This window comes from Streptomyces sp. NPDC058525 (assembly GCF_042719495.1).
Taxonomy (GTDB): Bacteria; Actinomycetota; Actinomycetes; order Streptomycetales; family Streptomycetaceae; genus Streptomyces.
This window is the reverse complement of the sequence record NZ_JBHXNP010000040.1, coordinates 1-19,448: the sequence shown is the minus strand read 5'-3', so window position 1 is coordinate 19,448 and position 19,448 is coordinate 1. Positions and strand designations below refer to the sequence as shown.

Sequence of the window (19,448 nt, the reverse complement as noted above, 5' to 3'; positions counted from 1 at the left end):
AACCGTGGGACGACATAGCCGCAAGGCGCCCCTGCCCGCCGCGGCGCCCGCACCCGCCCCGGCGCCGGCCCCCCGGCCGTACGACCAGCCCTACGACCCGCCCTACGAGCAGTCGCACGGGCGGCCGCCGGTGTACGAGGAACGCGGCCGGCCCTGGCCCGAGACCACCGTCACCCACCAGGGATACGTGCCCGAGGAGCGGCCCGTCCCCACCGGCCACCCCCAGCAGCACGAGGGCGGCGGCGCCTGGGGGGCCCGGGCCGACTCCGTGTACGGCGACTGGCGCGGGATCCCGCGGCCCCGGACCACGACCGCCCTGCTCGACACCGACACCCCGGCCTTCGGCACTCCCGCGGTCGGCTTCCCGCAGGTCACCCTGCCCCCGCCGGACTCCGCTCCGGCCCCCGGCCGGATGCCCGCGCCCGCCCGCGTCCCCGGCCCGGGCCCCGGCTCCGCCCCCGCTTCCGACCCGGACCGCGACGCCCTCACCTCCACCGGCTCGCACCGCCGCGTGCCCGGGCCGCGCAAGCCCGTCGACGAAGCGCCGGCGCCGGAGCCGGAGCAGCCCGGCTCCAGCCGCGGCCTGAAGGTCCGCACCTACACCGGCATGGCCGCCGCGGCCGTCACCACCGTCCTCGCCGTGGTCGTCGCCGGGCAGGTGGCCTCGGACGGCGAGCGCGTCCAGCACGGCACGCTCGCCGCCACCGACGACCGGGCCGACGGGGCCGCCTCCCGTTCCGACGGCCGCCCGACGCCGGAGGCGCCCGCGCAGGCCCCCGCGCCCGCGCCCGCGCCGGAGCTCACGTACGAGCAGAAGATGGCCCAGCAGCTGCCGATCGACGAGAAGCTCACCGGCTCCGGCGCCTTCGACACCGTGCCGGGCGTGGCCAAGGCCCCCGGCAAGGGCAAGCTCGTGCGCTACCGGGTCGACGTGGAGCAGGGCCTCGGCCTGGACCCGCAGCTGTTCGCCGAGGCCGTCCACCGCACCCTCAACGACGACCGCAGCTGGGCCCACGGCGGCGCGAAGACCTTCGAGCGGGTGCCGGGCGGCGAGACCGACTTCGTGATCACCCTCGCCAGCCCCGGGACCACCGCGAAGTGGTGCGCGAAATCCGACCTGGACACCACGGTCGACAACGTCTCGTGCGACTCCGCCGCCACCGAGCGCGTGATGATCAACGCGTTCCGCTGGGCCCAGGGAGCCGCCACCTTCGGGCCGGACCAGATGCTCGCCTACCGCCAGATGCTCATCAACCACGAGGTCGGCCACCGGCTCGGACACGGCCACGTGAACTGCCGCACGCCCGGCGCACTCGCCCCGATCATGCAGCAGCAGACGAAGTCGCTCGACATCGACGGCATCCAGTGCAAGCCCAACCCGTGGGTATTTCCCGGCAGTTGACCGCACTTCGCGCCCGTATCGCGCCGCGTAGCGCGCTCGAACGCGAACCGTACGGGAAAGTTACGACTCTTCACCCCTTCCGGTGGCGCGACGGACAACCGTCCGTCGCGCCTTCGGCATATCCGCTTGAGTTCTTCCGCGGCGGGTCGCCGGACCGACGGCGACCGCCTGTAACGGGAGATCGGGGGTGCCACTCGTGCGGATCGGACTGCTCACGGAAGGTGGTTATCCGTATGCCACGGGAGAGGCGAGGCTGTGGTGCGACCGGCTCGTGCGCGGGCTCCCGCAGCACGAGTTCGAGCTCTACGCACTGAGCCGCAGCGCCGAGCAGGAACGCGCGAGGGTCCCGCTGCCCGAACACGTCACCGGAGTCCGGACCGCCCCCCTGTGGGCCCCGGCCGACGACGGGCGGACGTACTCCCGGCGCGAGCGCCGGCGGTTCGCCGACTGCTTCCGGGAACTGGTCCACGGGATCTGCGCCGGCGAGGCGCCCGCCTTCGCGGCCGGGCTGTACGGGCTCGCCGGACTCGCCCGCGAACAGGGCGGACTGTACGCGGCGCTGCGCTCCGAGTCCGCGGTACGGCTGCTCGAATCCGCCTGCCGCGCACAGGGCGCCGGGCGGACCGTGCAGGCGGCGCAGGTGCCGGACCTGCTGGAGTTCGTGGACGAACTGGAGCGGATGCTGCGGCCGTTGTCCCTCGACTGGTACGAGGAGAACGCCCCGCTCGGCAGCCTGGGCGCGGTCGACGTCTGCCACGCGGCGGCGGGCGGGGTCGCCGCCCTCCCCGGACTGCTGGCCAAACGCTTCTTCGGAGTCCCGCTGCTGGTCACCGAGTACGGAGTCCAGCTGCGGGCCCACTACCTCGAGCAGAGCCCGGAGGCCCGCCCGGCCGTACGGGCCCTGCTCGCGGCCTTCCACATCCGGCTGGCCGCCGAGATCTACGCCCGGGCCGACCTGCTGACCCCCGGGAACGCGCACGCCCGACGCTGGCAGGAGCGGTGCGGGGCCGCCCGGGACAAGCTGCGGACGGTCTACCCCGGGATGGAGGCGGACCGATTCGCCACCGTCGGGGAGTCCGCGGACTGCGGGGACCCCGACACCCTCGTGTGGGTCGGGCGGATAGAGCCCGCCAAGGACCTGATCGCCCTGCTGCACGCCTTCGCGGAGGTCCGCAAGGCCGCTCCGCAGACCCGGCTGCGGATCTTCGCCACGGCCGCGGCCCCCGGCTACCTCGCCGACTGCCGCTCGCTGGCCGCCCAGCTCTTCCCCGACGAGGCCGCCGACGCCGTCACGGCCGGGGAGAACCCCGTCACCTTCGAGGAGATCGGGGGACCCGACGCGCCGACCCCGGCCGAGGCGTACGGCACCGGGCGGGTCGTCGTGCTGTCCTCCGTGATCGAGGGCTTCCCGGTCACGCTGGCCGAGGCGATGCTGTGCGGCCGCGCCACCGTCTCCACCGACGTCGGCGCGGTCTGCGAGGTCATCGGCGGCACCGGGCTCGTCGTCCCGCCGCGCAATCCGCGGGCGCTGGCCGACGCGTGCCTGGCGCTGCTGCGGGATCCCGAACGGGCGCAGCGGCTCGGCGCGGCCGCGCGGGCCAGGGCGCTGGAGCTGTTCACCGTCGAGCAGAACGTGGCCGCCTTCCGGGAGATCTACCTGAGGCTGCTCGCCGCCGGGTCGGCGCGGCCGGACGGGGAGGTCCCCTTCGCGCGGCCCGCCGAAGCGAGGGTGCCGGGGCACTGGACCAGCCCGACGTGGGCGGAGCCGGTGCCGGTGTCGGTGCCCGAGGCGTCGGCATGACGGGGCTCCGTGTGTCCGCCTCGGGCGGGGATGACGGCTCGTCTGCCGGTGCGGCGCCGTTGCCGGGGCTCCGCGGGGTCGCCTCCGGCGAGGGGGGCGAGGGTATGCGTGCCGGTGCCGCGCCGTTGCCGGGGCTCCGCGGGGTCGCCTCCGGCGAGGGGGGCGAGGGTATGCGTGCCGGTGCCGCGCCGTTGCCGGGGCTCCGCCCCGGACCCCGCGCCTCAAACGCCGGCGGGGCTGAAATTGCCGGGCCTCGTGCCTCAGGTGGGGGCGGGGCTGAATTTGCGGGGCCTCGTGCCTCAAGTGCCGGCGAACCCCGCGCCTCAAACGCCGGCGGGGCTGAAATTGCCGGTGGGGGGCGGCGGGGGAGAGGGGATCCGGTCAAGGTGCTGTTGCATCGGCATCGGGAGTTGTGCGGGCGGGCCGTGGATCCGCTGGAGATCGCCGCCGGGCTCGAGGCCCACGGGATCACCGACCGCACCGCCCGGCGCTTCCGGCACCGGGACGTCTTCTCGCTCGCCGAGGAGCTGTACGCCCGCACCCCGCGCGGGGACGCCCCCGCCGCCGAGCGCACGCGGGCGCCCGCCGGGCCGTCCCCGCTGCTGGGACTCGGCTTCGCGCTGCTGCCCGGGGCCCTCGCCTTCGGGGCGGCCTCCGCCGCGCCGGCCTGGGCCGGGCCCGTCGCCGTGGCCGTGACCGTCGCCGCGCTGGTGTGGCCCGGCCGGGCCGCCGGCGGGCGGTTCCCCCTGGCGGCGCACCTGCTCGCCGCGGCCGTCGCAGGCTGGGCCGCGCACCGGTACGGCACCGCCCTCGCGCTCGGCCTCGCCCTGGCCGTCGCCCCCGGGCACCTGGCCGCGGCCGCCTTCGCCGCCCGGGCCAGGGCGCGGCTCGCCGGGAGCCGGGCCCTGGAGGAGTTCGCGGACCGGGTCCGGCCGCTGCTCCTCGCCGCCGTCGCGGGGTTCGCCGCGGCCGCCGCCGGGGCCGCCGCGCTCGCCGGAGCCCGGCTCACGGCCGCCGTCCCGCTCGCCCTGCTGCTGTTCCTGACCAGGCTGCTGCTGCTCCACGGAGCCCACCGCGGGCCCGTCGCCGCGGCCCTGGCGCTCGCCCTCGTACCCGTCCCGGCCGCGGCCTCCGCCGCGGCCGCGGGACTCCTCGTACACGCGGTCCTCGCACTGTCCCGCGCATCCGCCCATGCGCGGCCCCGTCCACCCACCCGCAAGGAGAAACAGAAGATGACCGGCCAGCCAACCAACCAAGGGGCCATGCGATGAGGGTGCTGCTGATCGGAGCCAACGGATACCTCGGCCGCTACGTCGCCGACCGGCTGCTCGCCGACCCCGCCGTCCAGCTCACCGCGCTCGGCCGCGGCGACGACGCCGACGTCCGGTTCGACCTCGCCACCGGCAGCCCCGGTGCGCTGACCCGGTTCCTCGACGCCGTCCACCCGGGCGTCGTGATCAACTGCGCCGGCGCCACCCGCGGCGGAGCCCGCGAGCTCACCCGGCACAACACGGTGGCCGTCGCGACGATCTGCGAATCCCTGCGCCGCAGCGGCTGCGGGGCCCGCCTCGTCCAGCTCGGCTGCGCCGCCGAGTACGGGCCCAGCCAGCCCGGCTCCTCCACGGCCGAGGACGCCGTGCCGAGACCCGGCGGGCCGTACGGCGTCAGCAAACTGGCCGCCACCGAGCTGGTGCTCGGCTCCGGTCTGGACGCCGTCGTGCTCCGCGTCTTCTCGCCCGTCGGCCCCGGCACCCCCGCCGGCTCCCCGCTCGGCCGCCTCGCCGAGGCCATGCGGCGGGCCATGCAGTCCGGGGACGGGGAGCTCAAGCTCAGCGGGCTCGGCGTGCAGCGCGACTTCGTGGACGTACGGGACGTGGCCCGGGCCGTGCACGCGGCCTCGCTCTCGGCGGCCCAGGGCGTCGTGAACATCGGCACCGGCCGCGCGGTCCGGCTGCGCGACGCGGCCGCCGTCCTGGCCCGGGTCGCCGGGTACGGGGGCGCGCTGCACGAGCTGGACGTCCCGCACGGCGGGCCCCAGCAGCACGCGCACCCCGGCCGGCCGGCCGGTCTCGCCGCCATCGGCTCCCCCCGCTCCGAGGCGACCGCCGAGCAGCTCGCCGGCGCGGCCCCGCAGCCGTACCCGTACCCCGACGGCTGCGGCGCCTGGCAGCAGGCCGATGTCCGCACCGCCCGCGACCGGCTCGGCTGGCGGCCGCGGATCAACCTGGAGGAGTCCCTCGCGGACATCTGGATGGAGGCGGCGTGCCGCATCTGACCACCCCGCCGGGTGCTGCGACGGCGCCCGCGACCGAGGCCGGCCGCCTCGGCCTGGGCATCCCCGGCTATGCGCACCCGCTGCTCGCCCCCGTCGAATGGGCCGAGCTGACCCGCCCCGGAACCCCGCTGCACTGGGCGGTGCTCAATGTCACGGAAGGCCCCGGCGGGCGGCCTGACCCGCACTGCACGGAAGCCGCCGCGAAGCTCCGCGGCGCGGGCGGCGGCCCGCGGCTCCTCGGCCATCTCGCGATGCGGGACGGCGAGCGGTCCTTCGGGGAGCTGGTCTCCGACGCCCACCGCTTCCTCGACTGGTACGGGGTGGGCGGCTTCTACCTCGCCGGGGCTCCGGCCGGCAAGGCCGAACTCGCCTCGGTGCGCCGGGTCGCGGACACCCTGCGCGGCCTCGGCGAGGAGGTGCGGATCGTGCTCGGGCACGGCACGCACCCGTACGAGGGCTACCTGGAGGCCGCCGACCAGCTGGTCACCTTCTCCGGGGCGTGGGCCGACTACCGCTGGTCGCAGGTGGCCGAGTGGACCGCCGACCATCCGCCGGAGCGGTTCTGCCACCTGGTGCACGGGGTGCCGCGCACCCATCTCGAGGAGGCGATGCGGATCGCCCGCTGGCAGGGGGCGGGCACCATCTGGTTCACCGACCGGCGCGGCGCTGCCGATCGCGACCCGTGGGCGTCCATGCCCGCGTACTGGGACGAAATCGTCTCGCGGATCGGGACGGGTGTCTTGGAATGAAGACGGGCGTGGCAGTGTTACGGGAAGAACCACCGTTGAGAACGTCACCATCTACGGAGTCCCCGTGTCGCTGCCACCCCTGGTCGAGCCAGCTGCTGAGCTCACCGTTGACGAGGTTCGTCGGTACTCCCGCCACCTGATCATCCCCGATGTCGGGATGGACGGCCAGAAGCGCCTGAAGAACGCCAAGGTGCTGGCCGTGGGCGCGGGCGGCCTCGGCTCGCCCGCCCTCATGTACCTGGCCGCGGCCGGCGTCGGCACGCTGGGCATCGTGGAGTTCGACGAGGTCGACGAGTCGAACCTGCAGCGTCAGATCATCCACAGCCAGGCGGACATCGGCCGTTCCAAGGCCGAGTCGGCCCGCGACAGCGTGCTGGGCATCAACCCGTACGTGAACGTGGTCCTCCACGAAGAGCGGCTCGAAGCCGAGAACGTGATGGAGATCTTCAGCCAGTACGACCTCATTGTCGACGGCACGGACAACTTCGCCACGCGCTACCTCGTCAACGACGCCTGCGTACTGCTGAACAAGCCGTACGTGTGGGGCTCGATCTACCGCTTCGACGGCCAGGCCTCGGTCTTCTGGTCCGAGCACGGGCCGTGCTACCGCTGCCTGTACCCGGAGCCCCCGCCGCCGGGCATGGTCCCGAGCTGCGCCGAGGGCGGCGTACTGGGCGTGCTCTGCGCGTCCATCGGGTCCATCCAGGTCAACGAGGCGATCAAGCTCCTCGCGGGCATCGGCGAGCCGCTGGTCGGCCGCCTGATGATCTACGACGCCCTGGAGATGCAGTACCGCCAGGTCAAGGTCCGCAAGGACCCCGACTGCGCGGTCTGCGGCGAGAACCCGACCGTCACGGAGCTCATCGACTACGAGGCCTTCTGCGGCGTCGTGTCGGAGGAGGCCCAGGAGGCGGCCGCCGGCTCGACGATCACTCCCAAGCAGCTCAAGGAGTGGATCGACGACGGCGAGAACATCGAGATCATCGACGTCCGCGAGATCAACGAGTACGAGATCGTCTCGATCCCCGGCGCGAAGCTGATCCCCAAGGGCGAGTTCCTGATGGGCACCGCCCTCCAGGACCTCCCGCAGGACAAGCGGATCGTCTTGCACTGCAAGACGGGTGTCCGCAGTGCGGAAGTCCTCGCGGTCCTGAAGGCGGCCGGCTTCGCGGACGCGGTCCACGTCGGCGGCGGCGTAATCGGCTGGGTCCACCAGATCGAGCCGGACAAGCCGATCTACTAGCAGTCACCGAAGGGGCCGCACTCCGCAGGGAGTGCGGCCCCTTCGGCATGCCCGGGCGGGGCGGGGCGGGAGTCGGCCGGCAGGTCAGACGGGGGAGGTGGTCGGGGGCGCGGTCGGGTTCGGCTTCGCGGTGCAGACGGTCCCGGCGGCGGGCTTCTTCCCGTCCAGCAGGTACGCGTTCACCGCGTCCTGCACACAGGTGTCGCCGCTGTTGTACGCGCCGTGCCCCTCGCCCTTGTACGTGAGCTCGATGCCGACGCCGGGGCCGAGCCGCTCGACCATGCGGCGGGCGCCCTCGTACGGGGTGGCCGGGTCGCCGGTGTTGCCGATCACGAGGATCGGAGCGGATCCGGGAGCGGACACATCTGGTGTCTCCGAGGCGCCCGCGACGGGCCAGTCGGTGCAGCTCAGCATCGCCCAGCCGAGGAAGTCGCCGAAGACGGGCGAGGCCGCGCGGAAGTCCGGCAGCTTGGCCTTGGTCTGCGCCAGCGTGTACCGGTCCTTGGAGTCGGCGCAGTTGATGGCGGTGTTCGCGGCGCCGATGTTGCTGTAGTGCCCTTGCTGGTCGCGGCCGTTGAGCGCGTCGGACAGGGCGAGCAGCAGCTGGCCCTGCCCGCCGTCGGCCTCGTCGAGGCCCTGCTCCAGCAGCGGCCACAGCTCCTGCGAGTACAGGGCCTGCGCGATGCCGTTGGTCGCCTGGCTCTCGGTGAGCTGCCGGTCGCCGATGCCCGCGATGGGCTTGGCCGCCAGGTCCTTCTGGAGCTTGATGATGTTGGCCTCGATCTCCTTGGCGGTGCTGCCCTGGAGCTTGCACTCGTCGCCGCGGTCCACGCAGTCCTGGGCGAAGTTGCCGAGGGCGAGCTGGAAGCCCTGCGCCTGGCCGAGCGCGCCCTCCTCGGAGGTCTTGGTCGGGTCCACGACGGCGTCGAAGACGGCCCGCCCGACGTTCTTCGGGAAGAGGTGGGCGTAGACCCCGCCGAGCTCGGTCCCGTACGAGATGCCGAAGTAGTGCAGCTTCTCGTCGCCGAGGGCCTGGCGGATGCGGTCCAGGTCGCGGGCGGCGTTCTCGGTGCCGACGTGGGGCAGGAGCTTGGCGGAGTTCTTCTCGCAGGCCTTCTGGTAGGCCTTGATGTTGTCGACGAAGCCCTTCTCCTCCTGCGGGGTCGCGGGCGAGGAGTCCTGGGCGTAGTAGGCGTCGAGCTGCTTGTCGTCCTCGCAGCGGACGGGGGCGCTGCGGCCGACTCCGCGGGGGTCGAAGCTGACCAGGTCGTACCGGGCGCGCAGGGCCTCGTACTCCTTGGCGGCGCCGGGCAGGGTGGTGATGCCGGAGCCGCCGGGGCCGCCGAAGTTGAAGACGAGCGAGCCGATGCGGTTCTTCTGGTCGCGGGCCTTGGCGCGGATGAGGGCGATCGGGATGGTCTCGCCCTCGGGCTTCGCGTAGTCGAGGGGGACGTCGAGGGTGGCGCACTGCCAGTCCTTGGGCGGGGCCTGGCCGCCGCCCTCCAGGGGGGTGGGGGCCGGGCACTCGCCCCACTCGAGGGGCTTGGCCTCCTTGGCGCCGTCGGCCTGCGCCTTCTTCCCGTCGCCGTCGTCGGAGCAGCCGGTGGTGGCGAAGAGCGTGGTGGCCAGTGCGGCGGCGGCGGTGACCCGCCAGACGTTTCTCGGCATGCCCCCATCCTCGGCGCCCCCCGCCACCCCCGCCCCCGCGCTGACCCAAACGGGTCCCTCCGGTGCAGCCGGGAGCGTCAGGTGGTGGACAGGAGTTGTTGGGCGGCGGAGCGGCCCGTGGCTACGCAGGCGGCCACGCCGACGCCCTCGTACGCGGCTCCGCACAACGCCAGGCCGGGCAGCTTCGCGGCGGCCTCGCGGATGCGTGCGACCCGCTCGCGGTGGCCCACGCCGTACTGCGGCAGCCCCCGGTCCCAGCGCGTCACCCGCGCCGCCAGCGGCTCGCCCATCGCCCCGACCGCGTGGTGGAGTTCGGTGATCGCGGAGCGGATCAGGTGCCGGTCCGGGCGGGCCAGCAGCTGGTCCTCGCCGATCCGGCCGACGGACGCCCGCAGGACGAACGTGTCCGGGGCGGTCGCGGCCAGCCAGGCCCACTTGTTCGACAGGAAGGACGCCGCCTTCAGGGTGTGCCCGTCCACCGCCGGGACCAGGAAGCCGTTGCCCTCCGGGAGGAAGTGCGCCTGGGAGCGGGAGAACGCCATCGTGATCACCGCCGTCGACGCGTGCGGGATCGCCGAGAGGTCGGCCTCCGCCAGCGGCGAGTGCGGCCGCAGCAGCTCCGCCGCCGCGAAGGCCGGCAGGGCCAGGATCACCGCGTCGGCCTCCATGGTCAGCGGGCCGTCGCCCGTCATGGCCTGCACCCGCCACCGGTCGCCCGCGATCCGGTGGAGCGAGCGGGCCGTCGTACCCGTGAGGATCCGCGCCCCGCAGGCCTCCGCGACGGCCTGCGGGAAGCGGCCCGTGCCGCCGGCCACGCCCTGGACGGCCACGGCCGCCGACCGCGGCGCGCCCGCCGCCTTCATCCGGCGCAGCGCGGGCAGCAGCGGCCCGCCCTGCGCCGCCAGCGCCGCGATCCGCGGCATCGCCGCGCGCAGCGAGAGCCGTTCGGCGCGCCCGGCGTAGACCCCGCCCAGTACGGGCTCGACGAGCCGGTCCACGGCCTCCTGGCCGAAGCGGGCCGCGAGGTAGTCGGTCACCGAGCAGTCCTCGGTCAGCGGGGCCGCCGCGAGGGTCTCCTCCGCGCACATCCGCGCCACGCCCTCGGCGGAGAGCAGCCCGGTCCCGGTCAGTGCCGCGGGGTCGGTGGGGACGCCCATGACGTGTCCGGCGGGCAGCGGGCGCAGCGCGCCGTTGGTCCAGACGGTGGTCGGCGCCGTCGCCGGGTCGCACAGCGCGTCGCCCAGCCCGACGGCCGCGGCCAGCTCCACAGCCTCCGGCCGCAGCGCCATCAGGGACTCCGCGCCCTCGTCCACGGTGATTCCGGCGATGGTGCCGGTGCGCAGCTTGCCGCCGACCTTGGTGTGGCTCTCCAGCACGGTGACATCCGCCTGGCCGCGCAGCTGCCACGCGGCGGCCAGCCCGCTGATGCCGCCACCGATGACGATCACTGAACGCATTGTCTTCTCCCGCGAACGGTATGTTCCCCTATGAAACATATGGGGCTTTCGGGTGTCAGCGCCTCATGCTTTCGGCCAGAGCCCTCACCTCGTCCTGGTACGGGAAGCTGCCCGGCTCGTACGCGCAGTACGGGTCCGCCTCCAGCACGTCCCGCGTGAAGCCGTACGCCCGCGAGCGCGAACCCCCGCACACCGTCTTGTACTCGCACGCCCCGCACTTCCCGCGCAGCAGCGACGGGTCCCGCAGCCGCGTGAACAGCTCCGACTCCCGGTAGATCTCCGTCAGCGGCCGCGTCTTCACGTTGCCGCCCGACACCGGCAGGAAGCCGCTCGGGTGCACCTCGCCGGTGTGCGAGATGAAGACGAAACCGCGCCCCGAGGACACGTCCATCGGCGGGCGCCGCACCGCCCGCCGCTCCCCGCCGCCCAGCCCCAGCGCGGCGGCGCGGGCCGACAGGCGCTCGTACAGCGGCCCCAGTTCCGGCCGCTCCCCGCGCGCGTCGAGGACGGTGCGCTGGAGCGCGACCCGCCGGAAGTGGTGGCCCTCGGTGGTCTTGGTGGCCATCACGGCGCCGCAGTCGTAGAGGAAGTGCAGGACGTCCTCGATCTCCCCGGGCGTCAGGGAGTCCAGCTGCTCGCCGCGGCCCGTCGGGACCAGGACGAAGCCGGACCAGAGCATCGCGCCCTCGCGCCGCACCAGCGCCGCGATGTCGGCCAGGTCCTCCAGGCTGTCGCGGGAGACCGTGGTGTTGATCTGCACCTTGAGCCCGAGCTCGCGGGCCGCCCGCCAGCCGTCCAGGGTCCAGTCGTAGACCCCGGGCACCCCGCGGAAGGCGTCGTGCCGTTCGGCGGTCGAGCCGTCCAGGGACAGGGACAGGGCCACGGCTCCCGCGTCGCGCACCGCGACGAGGTTCTCGCGGGTGAGCGTCGGAGTACCGGAGGGGGAGACCGCGACGCGCAGGCCCAGGGAGGTCCCGTACGCGATCAGTCCGGTGAGGTCGGCGCGCTGGAAGGGGTCCCCGCCGGTGATCACGAACAGCGGGCTCGGCCGGCCGAAGGCGGCGATCTGGTCCATCACGCGGCGGGCGCCGTCCCCGTCGAGCTCCTGCGGGTGGCGGGCGGTCTGCGCCTCGGCCCGGCAGTGCAGACAGGCCAGCGGGCAGGCCCGGGTGGCCTCCCAGATGACGATGAACGGCCGTTCGGAGACGGCGTGCCGGGGCCGGCGCACGACGCTGGGCGGCTTCACGACACCCGCTCCCAGCCGCGCTTGCTCGGGCGGTTGGCCAGCTGCTTCGGATCCCGCCGCCGGTAGACCACGTACGGCCGCACCAGGTACGCCAGCGGAGCCGAGAACATGTGCACCAGGCGCGAGTAGGGGATCAGTGCGAACAGCGTGAAGCCGAACACGATGTGCAGCTTGAAGGCGAGCGGGGCGCCCGCCATCAGGTGGTAGTCCGGGCTGAGGGCGAACAGGCTGCGGAACCAGACCGAGATGCCCTCGCGGTAGTTGTAGCCGTCCGTCTGCCCGGTGGAGTTGAGGATCGTGGCCGTCAGGCCGAGGACCATCGCGCCGAGCAGGACCGTGTACATCAGGTGGTCGCCCTTGAGCGTCGCCTTGCGCACGGCCGGGACCGTGAAGCGCCGGTAGACCAGGATCCCGATGCCGGCGGCCGCCGCGACACCCGCGACCGCTCCGGTGGAGACGGCCAGCAGGTGGTAGGCGTGGTCGCTCAGGCCCACCGCGTCGGTCCAGCTCATCGGGATCAGCAGACCCACGACGTGGCCCAGCACCACGAACAGCATGCCGAAGTGGAACAGCGGCGAGCCGATGCGCAGCAGCCGCGACTCGTGCAGCTGCGAGGAGCGGGTGGTCCAGCCGAACCGGTCGTACCGGGCCCGCCAGACCGTGCCCGCGATCAGCACGGCGACGCAGACGTACGGGAGCACGCCCCACAGGAGGAGGTCCATCAGGCCGTCTGCCTTTCCGCGGTGGTGGGCCAGGGGAGGTCGGTGGGCCGGCCCGCGGGCACGCCCACGGGCAGGTCGGCGGGCATGTCGATGCCAGGGCCGAAGGGTTCGAGCGGGGAGCCCGCGCCCACCAGCTCCTGCGGCGGCCCGTTCCTCGCGAGCGCCTTCGCCTCGGCCTTGGTCTCGGGGGACGGGCCCGGCAGGGTCGCGCAGACCGCCTCCAGGACCCGGGCGTACGGGGACCGGGACTCGGCCAGCGCGAGCCGCAGCAGCTCCAGCCCGGCCCGGTGCTCCTGGAGCAGCTCGGTCCCGGCCTGCTCGCGCAGCGCGGCGAACTCCAGGGCCACCGGCAGGAAGTCGGGCAGCTCCTCGCCCGCGAACTCCAGCCCGAAGTCCCGGTAGATCCGCTTCAGCCGGACCAGCGACAGGCCGCGGCGGCGGGTGTCGCCGTCCACCCACCAGGTGAGGTAGAGGCAGCGCCGGTTGCGGGTGTCGAAGGTCGAGGTGTATTCGGCGCACAGCTCGATCGGGCCCAGGGACGCGGCGTGGTCGAGGAACGAGCCGAGCAGCGCGGCCGGTTCGGCGGCCGCCCCGGCGAGGGCCGCACGGAGCCGCGGGAGTTCGTCGTGGAAGTGGTCGCCGGGGTACTGCAGCGCGCAGCCCGCGACCAGGCGCACCAGGGCATCGGAGGACTGGGGGGACCGGGTGCTCACGAACTCCTCCTGGTGGGGCTGAGGTTGAGCATCACGCGCGGCTCGCCCACCGCCCCGACGGGGCATTCGGCGTCCAGCGGATGCGTGTCGGCGAGCGCCTCGGCATCGGCGCGGGCGGCGCTGGGGACCACGAACCGGTCCTCGATCTTGGCGATCGCGAGCAGCCGGAACATGTCCTCCATCTCGACGCCGGTCAGCCCGACCGCCGTGGCGATCGACTCGTCCCGCTGCCCGCCGAGGTTGATCCCGCGCATGTAGGCGCGCATCGCGGCCATCCGGCGCAGCACCGCCTCGACGGCGTAGGTGTCGCCGGCCGTGAGGATCGCCGCGAGGTACTCCACGGGGATGCGCAGGGCGTCGATGGCGCCGAACAGGTTGCCCGCGTCCTCGCCGTCGCTGCCGGTCGCGGCCACCGCCTCGACGACGGGCGAGAGCGGGGGCACGTACCAGACCATCGGCATGGTCCGGTACTCCGGGTGCAGGGGCAGGGCGACCTGGTAGGTGGCGATCAGGTCGTAGACGGGGGAGTTCTGCGCGGCCTCGATCCACTCGTGGGTGAGGCCGGCGCTCTTCGCGGCGGCGACCACGGCCGGGTCGTGCGGGTCGAGGAAGCACTCCACCTGCGCGGGGTAGAGGTCGTGCTCGTCCTCCACGGCCGCGGCCTCGGCGACCTTGTCGGCGTCGTACAGCATCACGCCGAGGTAGCGCATGCGGCCCACGCAGGTCTCCGAGCACACCGTCGGCATGCCGACCTCGATGCGCGGGAAGCAGAAGGTGCACTTCTCGGCCTTGCCGGTCTGGTGGTTGAAGTACACCTTCTTGTACGGGCATCCGGTCACGCACATGCGCCAGCCGCGGCACCGGTCCTGGTCGACGAGGACGATGCCGTCCTCCTCGCGCTTGTACATGGCGCCGGACGGGCAGGACGAGACGCAGGCCGGGTTCAGGCAGTGCTCGCAGACCCGGGGGAGGTAGAACATGAAGCTCTGCTCGAACTCGAAGCGGATCTTCTCGCCCACCTCGTCGCGGATCTTCTCCACGATCGGGTCCTTCGGCGCGTGCGCGGGGGCGCCGCCGAGGTTGTCGTCCCAGTTCGGGCCCCACTGGATCGTGTCGATCGGCTCGCCGGTGACCTGGGAGACGGGCCGCGCGGTGGGCAGGTCGTCGCCCGCCGGGGCCTCGGTGAGGTTCTTGTACTCGTAGGTCCAGGGCTGGTAGTAGTCGTCGATCTCCGGCAGGTGCGGGTTGGCGAAGATCTCGCCGAGCTTGCGCAGCCGGCCGCCCGCCTTCAGGCGCAGCCGCCCGGACAGGGTGCGCTCCCAGCCGCCCTTCCACTTCTCCTGGTCCTCCCAGCGGCGCGGGTAGCCCTGGCCGGGGAGGGTCTCGACGTTGTTGAACCAGACGTACTCGGTGCCCTGCCGGTTGGTCCACGCCTGCTTGCAGGTGACCGAGCAGGTGTGGCAGCCGATGCACTTGTCGAGGTTCATGACCATCGCGATCTGTGCCATGACGCGCATCTGTCAGTACTCCACCTTCTGGTCGCGGCGGCGGATGACCGTCACCTCGTCACGCTGGTTGCCGGTCGGGCCGAGGTAGTTGAAGGCCCAGGTCAGCTGGGCGTAGCCGCCGATGAGGTGGGTGGGCTTGAGCATCACCCGGGTCAGCGAGTTGTGGATGCCGCCGCGTCGGCCGGTCTTCTCGGTCTTGGGGACGCCGACCGTCCGCTCCTGCGCGTGGTTCATGTAGACGGTGCCGGGCGGCATCTTGTGGGAGACGATCGCGCGGGCGGTGACCACGCCGTTGCGGTTGACCGCCTCGATCCAGTCGTTGTCCGCGACCCCGATCGCCTCGGCGTCCTGCGGGGACATCCACACCGTCTGGCCGCCGCGGCCCAGCGTCATCATGTAGAGGTTGTCCTGGTACTGGCTGTGGATCGCCCACTTGTTGTGCGGGGTCAGGTAGCGCACGGCCACCGACTTCGCCTTCTCGTCGACGGTGCCGAGCTCGGGCTCCCCGTACAGGGTGTGCATGTTCAGCGGCGGCTTGTAGACGGGCAGCGATTCGCCGACCTCGTGCAGCCAGTCGTGGTCGATGAAGAAGTGCTGGCGGCCGGTGAGGGTGTGCCAGGGCTTGAGGTGCTCGGTGTTGACGGTGAAGGCCGTGTACCGGCGCCCGCCGGCCTCCGACCCGGACCACTCGGGCGAGGTGATCACCGGGACGGGCCGGGCCTGGGTGTCGGCGAAGGTGATCCGCTTGCCCTCGGCCTCGGCGGCCAGGTGGGCCATGTGCGTGCCGACCTGCTTCTCCAGGGTCTCGAAGCCCTGGGTGGCCAGGCGCCCGTTCGAGGTGCCCGAGAGGGAGAGGATCGCCTCGCAGGCCCGCTGCGCGGTGTCCAGGCGCGGGCGGCCGTCGGCGGCCCCGCCGCGGACCAGGCCGTTCTTCTCGCCGAGGTACGCGACCTCCTCGGCCACGTCGAAGGTGATCGCCTTCGTGGTCACGCCGAGCCGGTCGACCAGCGGGCCGAGCGCGGCGAACTTCTCGCCGACCGCCCCGTAGTCGCGCTCGACGACGGTCAGGTTGTACATGGTCCGGCCCGGTACGGGTTCGCACTCGCCCTTGGACCAGTCCAGCGCGACCCCGCCGGGCTGGGCCATCTCGCCGCCCGGGGTGTCGTGCTGGAGGGCGGTCGCCACCAGGTCCCGGCGGACGCCCAGGTGGGTCCGGGCGAGCTCGCCGAAGCGCTCGGCCAGGCCGCGGAAGGCGTCGTAGTCGGAGCGGGCCTGCCAGGGCGGGTCCACGGCCGGGGTGAAGGCGTGCAGGAAGGGGTGCATGTCCGTGGAGGACAGGTCGTGCTTCTCGTACCAGGTCGCCGCGGGGAAGACCACGTCGGACAGGAGCGTCGTGGACGTCATCCGGAAGTCCATGGTCATGAGGAGGTCCAGCTTCCCCTCGACGTCCTCCGCGCGGTAGGTGACGTCCTTGGGTGTGCAGCGCGGGCCGTCCTCGGGGAGGTTGGAGTGCGTGCCGAGGAGGTGCTTGAGGAAGTACTCGTTGCCCTTGGAGCTGGATCCGAGCAGGTTGGCCCGCCACACGTTGAGCACGCGCGGCCAGTTGCGCGGGGCGTCCGGGTCCTCGCCGGCGAAGCCGAGGGTGCCGTCCTTGAGCTGCTGAATCGTTTCGGCAACGGGGTCGGCGGCCTCGCCCAGCTCGAGGGGGTTGCGGTCGAAGGTCGGGTAGGACGGCATCCAGCCCATCCGGGCGCTCGCGGCCAGGCAGTCGGAGCCGGTCATGCCCTCGAAGCTGCCCGTGCCCAGCGGGGAGGCCAGCGCCTCGGCGGGCAGGGTGTCGTAGCGCCACTGGTCGGTGTGCAGGTAGAACCAGGCGGCGCCGATCATCTGGCGCGGCGGGCGCGACCAGTCGGAGGCTGCGGCCAGGGTGGCCCAGCCGGTCACCGGGCGGCACTTCTCCTGGCCGACGTAGTGGCCCCAGCCGCCGCCGTTGCGGCCCTGGCAGCCGGTGAGGGTGAGCAGGGCGAGGAAGGAGCGGTAGATGGTCTCGGAGTGGAACCAGTGGTTCGTGCCCGCGCCCATCAGGATCATGCAGCGGCCCTGCGACTGCTCGGCGGTCTGCGCGAACTCCCGCGCCACCCGGGCGGCCTGGGCCGCCGGCACCGAGGTCAGCGACTCCTGCCAGCCGGGGGTACCGGGCTGGCTGGCGTCCTCGTAGCCCGTGGGCCACTCGCCGGGCAGGCCCGCGCGGCCGACCCCGTACTGGGCGAGCATCAGGTCGAAGACGGTGGTGACCAGCCTGTCCCCGAGGCGGCGGACCGGAACCCCGCGGCGGACCGTGCCCCCGCGCTCGTCGTCCTCGAAGCGCGGGAGGACGATCTCGGCGCTCTCGCCCTCCCCGATCAGGGACAGCCGGGGCACGGTGTCGCCGAGGTCCAGGTTCCACTCGGGGGTCTCGTTCTTGCCCCAGCGGTGTCCGAGGGTGCCGTTCGGGACGACGGGCTCACCGGTGGCGTCGTCGACGAGCACGGTCTTCCAGTCGGCGTTCTCCGTGTCCCGGCCCAGATCGGCGGCCGTCACGAACTTTCCGGGGACCAGGCCCTGTTCCGTTTCCCGCAGGGAGACCAGGAAAGGAAGGTCGGTGTACTTGCGGACGTAGTCGGCGAAGAAAGGGGTCTCGCGGTCGACGAAGAATTCCTTGAGGATCACGTGCCCCATGGCGAGGGCGAGCGCGCCGTCCGTACCGGGGTGCGGGTGCATCCATTCGTCGGCGAATTTCGTGTTGTCCGCGAAATCCGGGGAGACGGTGACGACCTTCTGCCCGCGGTAGCGGGCCTCGGCCATCCAGTGCGCGTCCGGGGTACGGGTGACGGGGACGTTGGAGCCCCACATCATCAGGTAGGCGGCGTCCCACCAGTCGCCCGACTCCGGCACGTCCGTCTGGTCGCCGAATACCTGCGGCGAGGCCACCGGCAGGTCCGCGTACCAGTCGTAGAACGACAGCATCGGCGCGCCGATGAGCGAGTGGAAGCGGGCGCCGGAGGCGTGCGAGGCCATCGACATGGCCGGGATCGGGGAGAAGCCGGCGACGCGGTCCGGCCCGTGCTCCTTGATCGTGTGCACGTGCGCGGCGGCCACGATCTCCGTGGCCTCCTCCCACGTCGCCCGCACCAGACCGCCCTTGCCGCGGGCCCGCTGGTAGGCGCGGCGCCGCTCGGGGTCGCCCTGGATGTCCGCCCAGGCCTCGACCGGGTCGCCCAGCCGCTCCTTCGCCTCGCGGTACATGCTCAGCAGTTCGCCGCGCACGTACGGGTAGCGCACGCGGGTGGGGGAGTAGGAGTACCAGGAGAAGGAGGCGCCGCGGGGGCAGCCGCGGGGCTCGTACTCGGGCCGGTCCGGGCCGACGGACGGGTAGTCGGTGGCCTGGGTCTCCCAGGTGATGATCCCGTCCTTGACGTACACCTTCCACCGGCACGAGCCGGTGCAGTTCACGCCGTGGGTCGAGTACACGACCTTGTCGTGGCTCCACCGGTCCCGGTAGAAGGCCTCCGCCGCGCGCCCGCCCGTGTGATGGACGGTACGCAGGTCCTCGGACACCTCGGCACGGGTGAAGAAGCTGCCCGCCCTGATGAGCGAATCGGCGGCGTCCTGATGTCCCTGACGCTCCTGCAAAGCGACCCTCCAGGCCGGAATGAATGGTGCGTATCGACGCTACGCCTGTGGAAAAGGCGAAAGCGGTGACAAAGGTCCCGTGCGGGCATGACCTCTTTCCGGTCTTTCGCAGGCCGAGGGTCTGCCACGCTGGAAGGACGTCAACTTCGGCGAAGAGGGCGGAAATTACGCGATGGAATTCCAATTAAGGGTCGGGTGCCCCGGGTGACTCAGGTGCGCAAATGGATACCGGACCAGCACGGAGCCTGGGCGATGCTCGCGGTCCCGTTCCTCGCGGGGACGTTCCTGGCGCCCCGGCCCGGCTGGGCGCACGCGGTGCTGTTCGCGGCCTGGCTGCTCGGGTACGCCGCGGTCTTCCACGCCCAGCAGTGGCTGCGGCTGCGGACGCGCGGGCTGCGGTCGGCGCGCCGGCACGCGCGGCCGGCGGTGGTCTTCGGCGCGGCCTTCGCGGCGGCCGGCGTCCCGCTGGCGGTGCTGCACCCCTGGCTGGTGGCGGCCGCGCTGCTCGCCGCGCCGTTCGTGGCGGTGAACACGTACTACGCCCGGCGCGGGCGGGAGCGGGCCCTGGTCAACGGCCTGGCGGCGGTGGTCCCGGCCTGCGGGATGCTGATGGTGGCGGCCGGCCTGGGCGGCCTCGGCCCGGCGGGGTCCTGGGAGCCGGCGGCGGCCTGCCTGCTGTACTTCGCGGGCACGGTCCCGTACGTGAAGACGATGATCCGCGAGCGGAACTCCCGGGCCTACCGGGTCGGCTCGGTGGCCTACCACGCCCTGGCCCTGGTGGCGGCCGCCTGCCTCTCCCCGTGGCTGGCCCTCCCCTTCACGGCCTACCTGACCCGAGCCGCCACCCTCCCGGGCCGAGCCCTCCGCGTCCCCGTGGTAGGCGCCATCGAACTGGCCTGCGCGTCTTCCCTCTTGCTGACCCTGTTACTGGCCTACTAGTCCGCCCCGCCGCGGTCGGGGGCTCCGCCCCCGAACCCCCGCGCCTCAAACGC

At 73.2% G+C, this 19,448-nt stretch carries 14 protein-coding genes; 7 read left to right on the top strand and 7 right to left on the bottom strand.

Annotated features, from left to right (window positions below):
* Positions 1-4: 4 nt before the first annotated feature.
* The 6 genes from ACFWP3_RS19745 to moeZ all read left to right on the top strand — a co-directional run bounded on the left by ACFWP3_RS19745 (position 5) and on the right by moeZ (position 7,470).
* Entirely contained in the window at positions 5-1,402 is a 1,398-nt protein-coding gene (locus tag ACFWP3_RS19745) for a DUF3152 domain-containing protein (RefSeq protein WP_384222587.1), read from the top strand.
* A 196-nt stretch (positions 1,403-1,598) separates the two neighbouring features.
* Positions 1,599-3,203, top strand: coding sequence for a DUF3492 domain-containing protein (locus ACFWP3_RS19740; RefSeq protein WP_384222584.1), 1,605 nt, complete (start codon positions 1,599-1,601; stop codon positions 3,201-3,203).
* Positions 3,204-3,589: 386 nt separating this feature from the next.
* A complete protein-coding gene (locus ACFWP3_RS19735) occupies positions 3,590-4,474 on the top strand; it encodes a hypothetical protein (RefSeq protein ID WP_384222582.1) in 885 nt (294 codons plus the stop codon).
* Complete coding sequence (locus ACFWP3_RS19730) at positions 4,471-5,478, top strand: NAD-dependent epimerase/dehydratase (protein WP_384222580.1); 1,008 nt, start codon at positions 4,471-4,473, stop codon at positions 5,476-5,478. The genes ACFWP3_RS19735 and ACFWP3_RS19730 overlap by 4 nt, the downstream gene beginning before the upstream one ends.
* On the top strand, positions 5,466-6,227 hold the full coding sequence (locus ACFWP3_RS19725) for a spherulation-specific family 4 protein (protein ID WP_384222578.1): 762 nt from the start codon (positions 5,466-5,468) through the stop codon (positions 6,225-6,227). Before ACFWP3_RS19730 ends, ACFWP3_RS19725 begins: the two co-directional genes overlap by 13 nt.
* A 64-nt stretch (positions 6,228-6,291) precedes the next feature.
* A complete protein-coding gene (gene moeZ, locus ACFWP3_RS19720; RefSeq protein WP_384222576.1) occupies positions 6,292-7,470 on the top strand; it encodes an adenylyltransferase/sulfurtransferase MoeZ in 1,179 nt (392 codons plus the stop codon).
* An 84-nt stretch (positions 7,471-7,554) separates the two neighbouring features.
* Here the strand turns inward: moeZ and ACFWP3_RS19715 are convergent, their stop codons facing one another.
* The 7 genes from ACFWP3_RS19715 to ACFWP3_RS19685 all read right to left on the bottom strand — a co-directional run bounded on the left by ACFWP3_RS19715 (position 7,555) and on the right by ACFWP3_RS19685 (position 18,456).
* Complete coding sequence (locus ACFWP3_RS19715; RefSeq protein WP_384222574.1) at positions 7,555-9,138, bottom strand: alpha/beta hydrolase; 1,584 nt, start codon at positions 9,136-9,138, stop codon at positions 7,555-7,557.
* A gap of 77 nt (positions 9,139-9,215) precedes the next feature.
* Entirely contained in the window at positions 9,216-10,595 is a 1,380-nt protein-coding gene (gene hemG, locus ACFWP3_RS19710; protein WP_384222571.1) for a protoporphyrinogen oxidase, read from the bottom strand.
* A gap of 55 nt (positions 10,596-10,650) precedes the next feature.
* Complete coding sequence (locus ACFWP3_RS19705) at positions 10,651-11,841, bottom strand: TIGR04053 family radical SAM/SPASM domain-containing protein (protein ID WP_384222569.1); 1,191 nt, start codon at positions 11,839-11,841, stop codon at positions 10,651-10,653.
* A complete protein-coding gene (narI, locus tag ACFWP3_RS19700) occupies positions 11,838-12,563 on the bottom strand; it encodes a respiratory nitrate reductase subunit gamma (protein ID WP_384222567.1) in 726 nt (241 codons plus the stop codon). Before narI ends, ACFWP3_RS19705 begins: the two co-directional genes overlap by 4 nt.
* Positions 12,563-13,276: a nitrate reductase molybdenum cofactor assembly chaperone gene (gene narJ, locus ACFWP3_RS19695; protein WP_384222565.1), complete on the bottom strand. Its 714-nt coding sequence runs from the start codon at positions 13,274-13,276 to the stop codon at positions 12,563-12,565. Before narJ ends, narI begins: the two co-directional genes overlap by 1 nt.
* Positions 13,273-14,793, bottom strand: coding sequence for a nitrate reductase subunit beta (gene narH / locus ACFWP3_RS19690; protein ID WP_384222563.1), 1,521 nt, complete (start codon positions 14,791-14,793; stop codon positions 13,273-13,275). Before narH ends, narJ begins: the two co-directional genes overlap by 4 nt.
* 3 nt (positions 14,794-14,796) lie before the next feature.
* On the bottom strand, positions 14,797-18,456 hold the full coding sequence (locus ACFWP3_RS19685; protein WP_384222561.1) for a nitrate reductase subunit alpha: 3,660 nt from the start codon (positions 18,454-18,456) through the stop codon (positions 14,797-14,799).
* A gap of 213 nt (positions 18,457-18,669) precedes the next feature.
* On the opposite strand from ACFWP3_RS19685, the gene ACFWP3_RS19680 reads away from it, so the two are divergent.
* Positions 18,670-19,395 (top strand): YwiC-like family protein, encoded by a 726-nt coding sequence (locus tag ACFWP3_RS19680; RefSeq protein ID WP_384222559.1) that lies wholly within the window; start codon positions 18,670-18,672, stop codon positions 19,393-19,395.
* Positions 19,396-19,448: the final 53 nt, after the last annotated feature.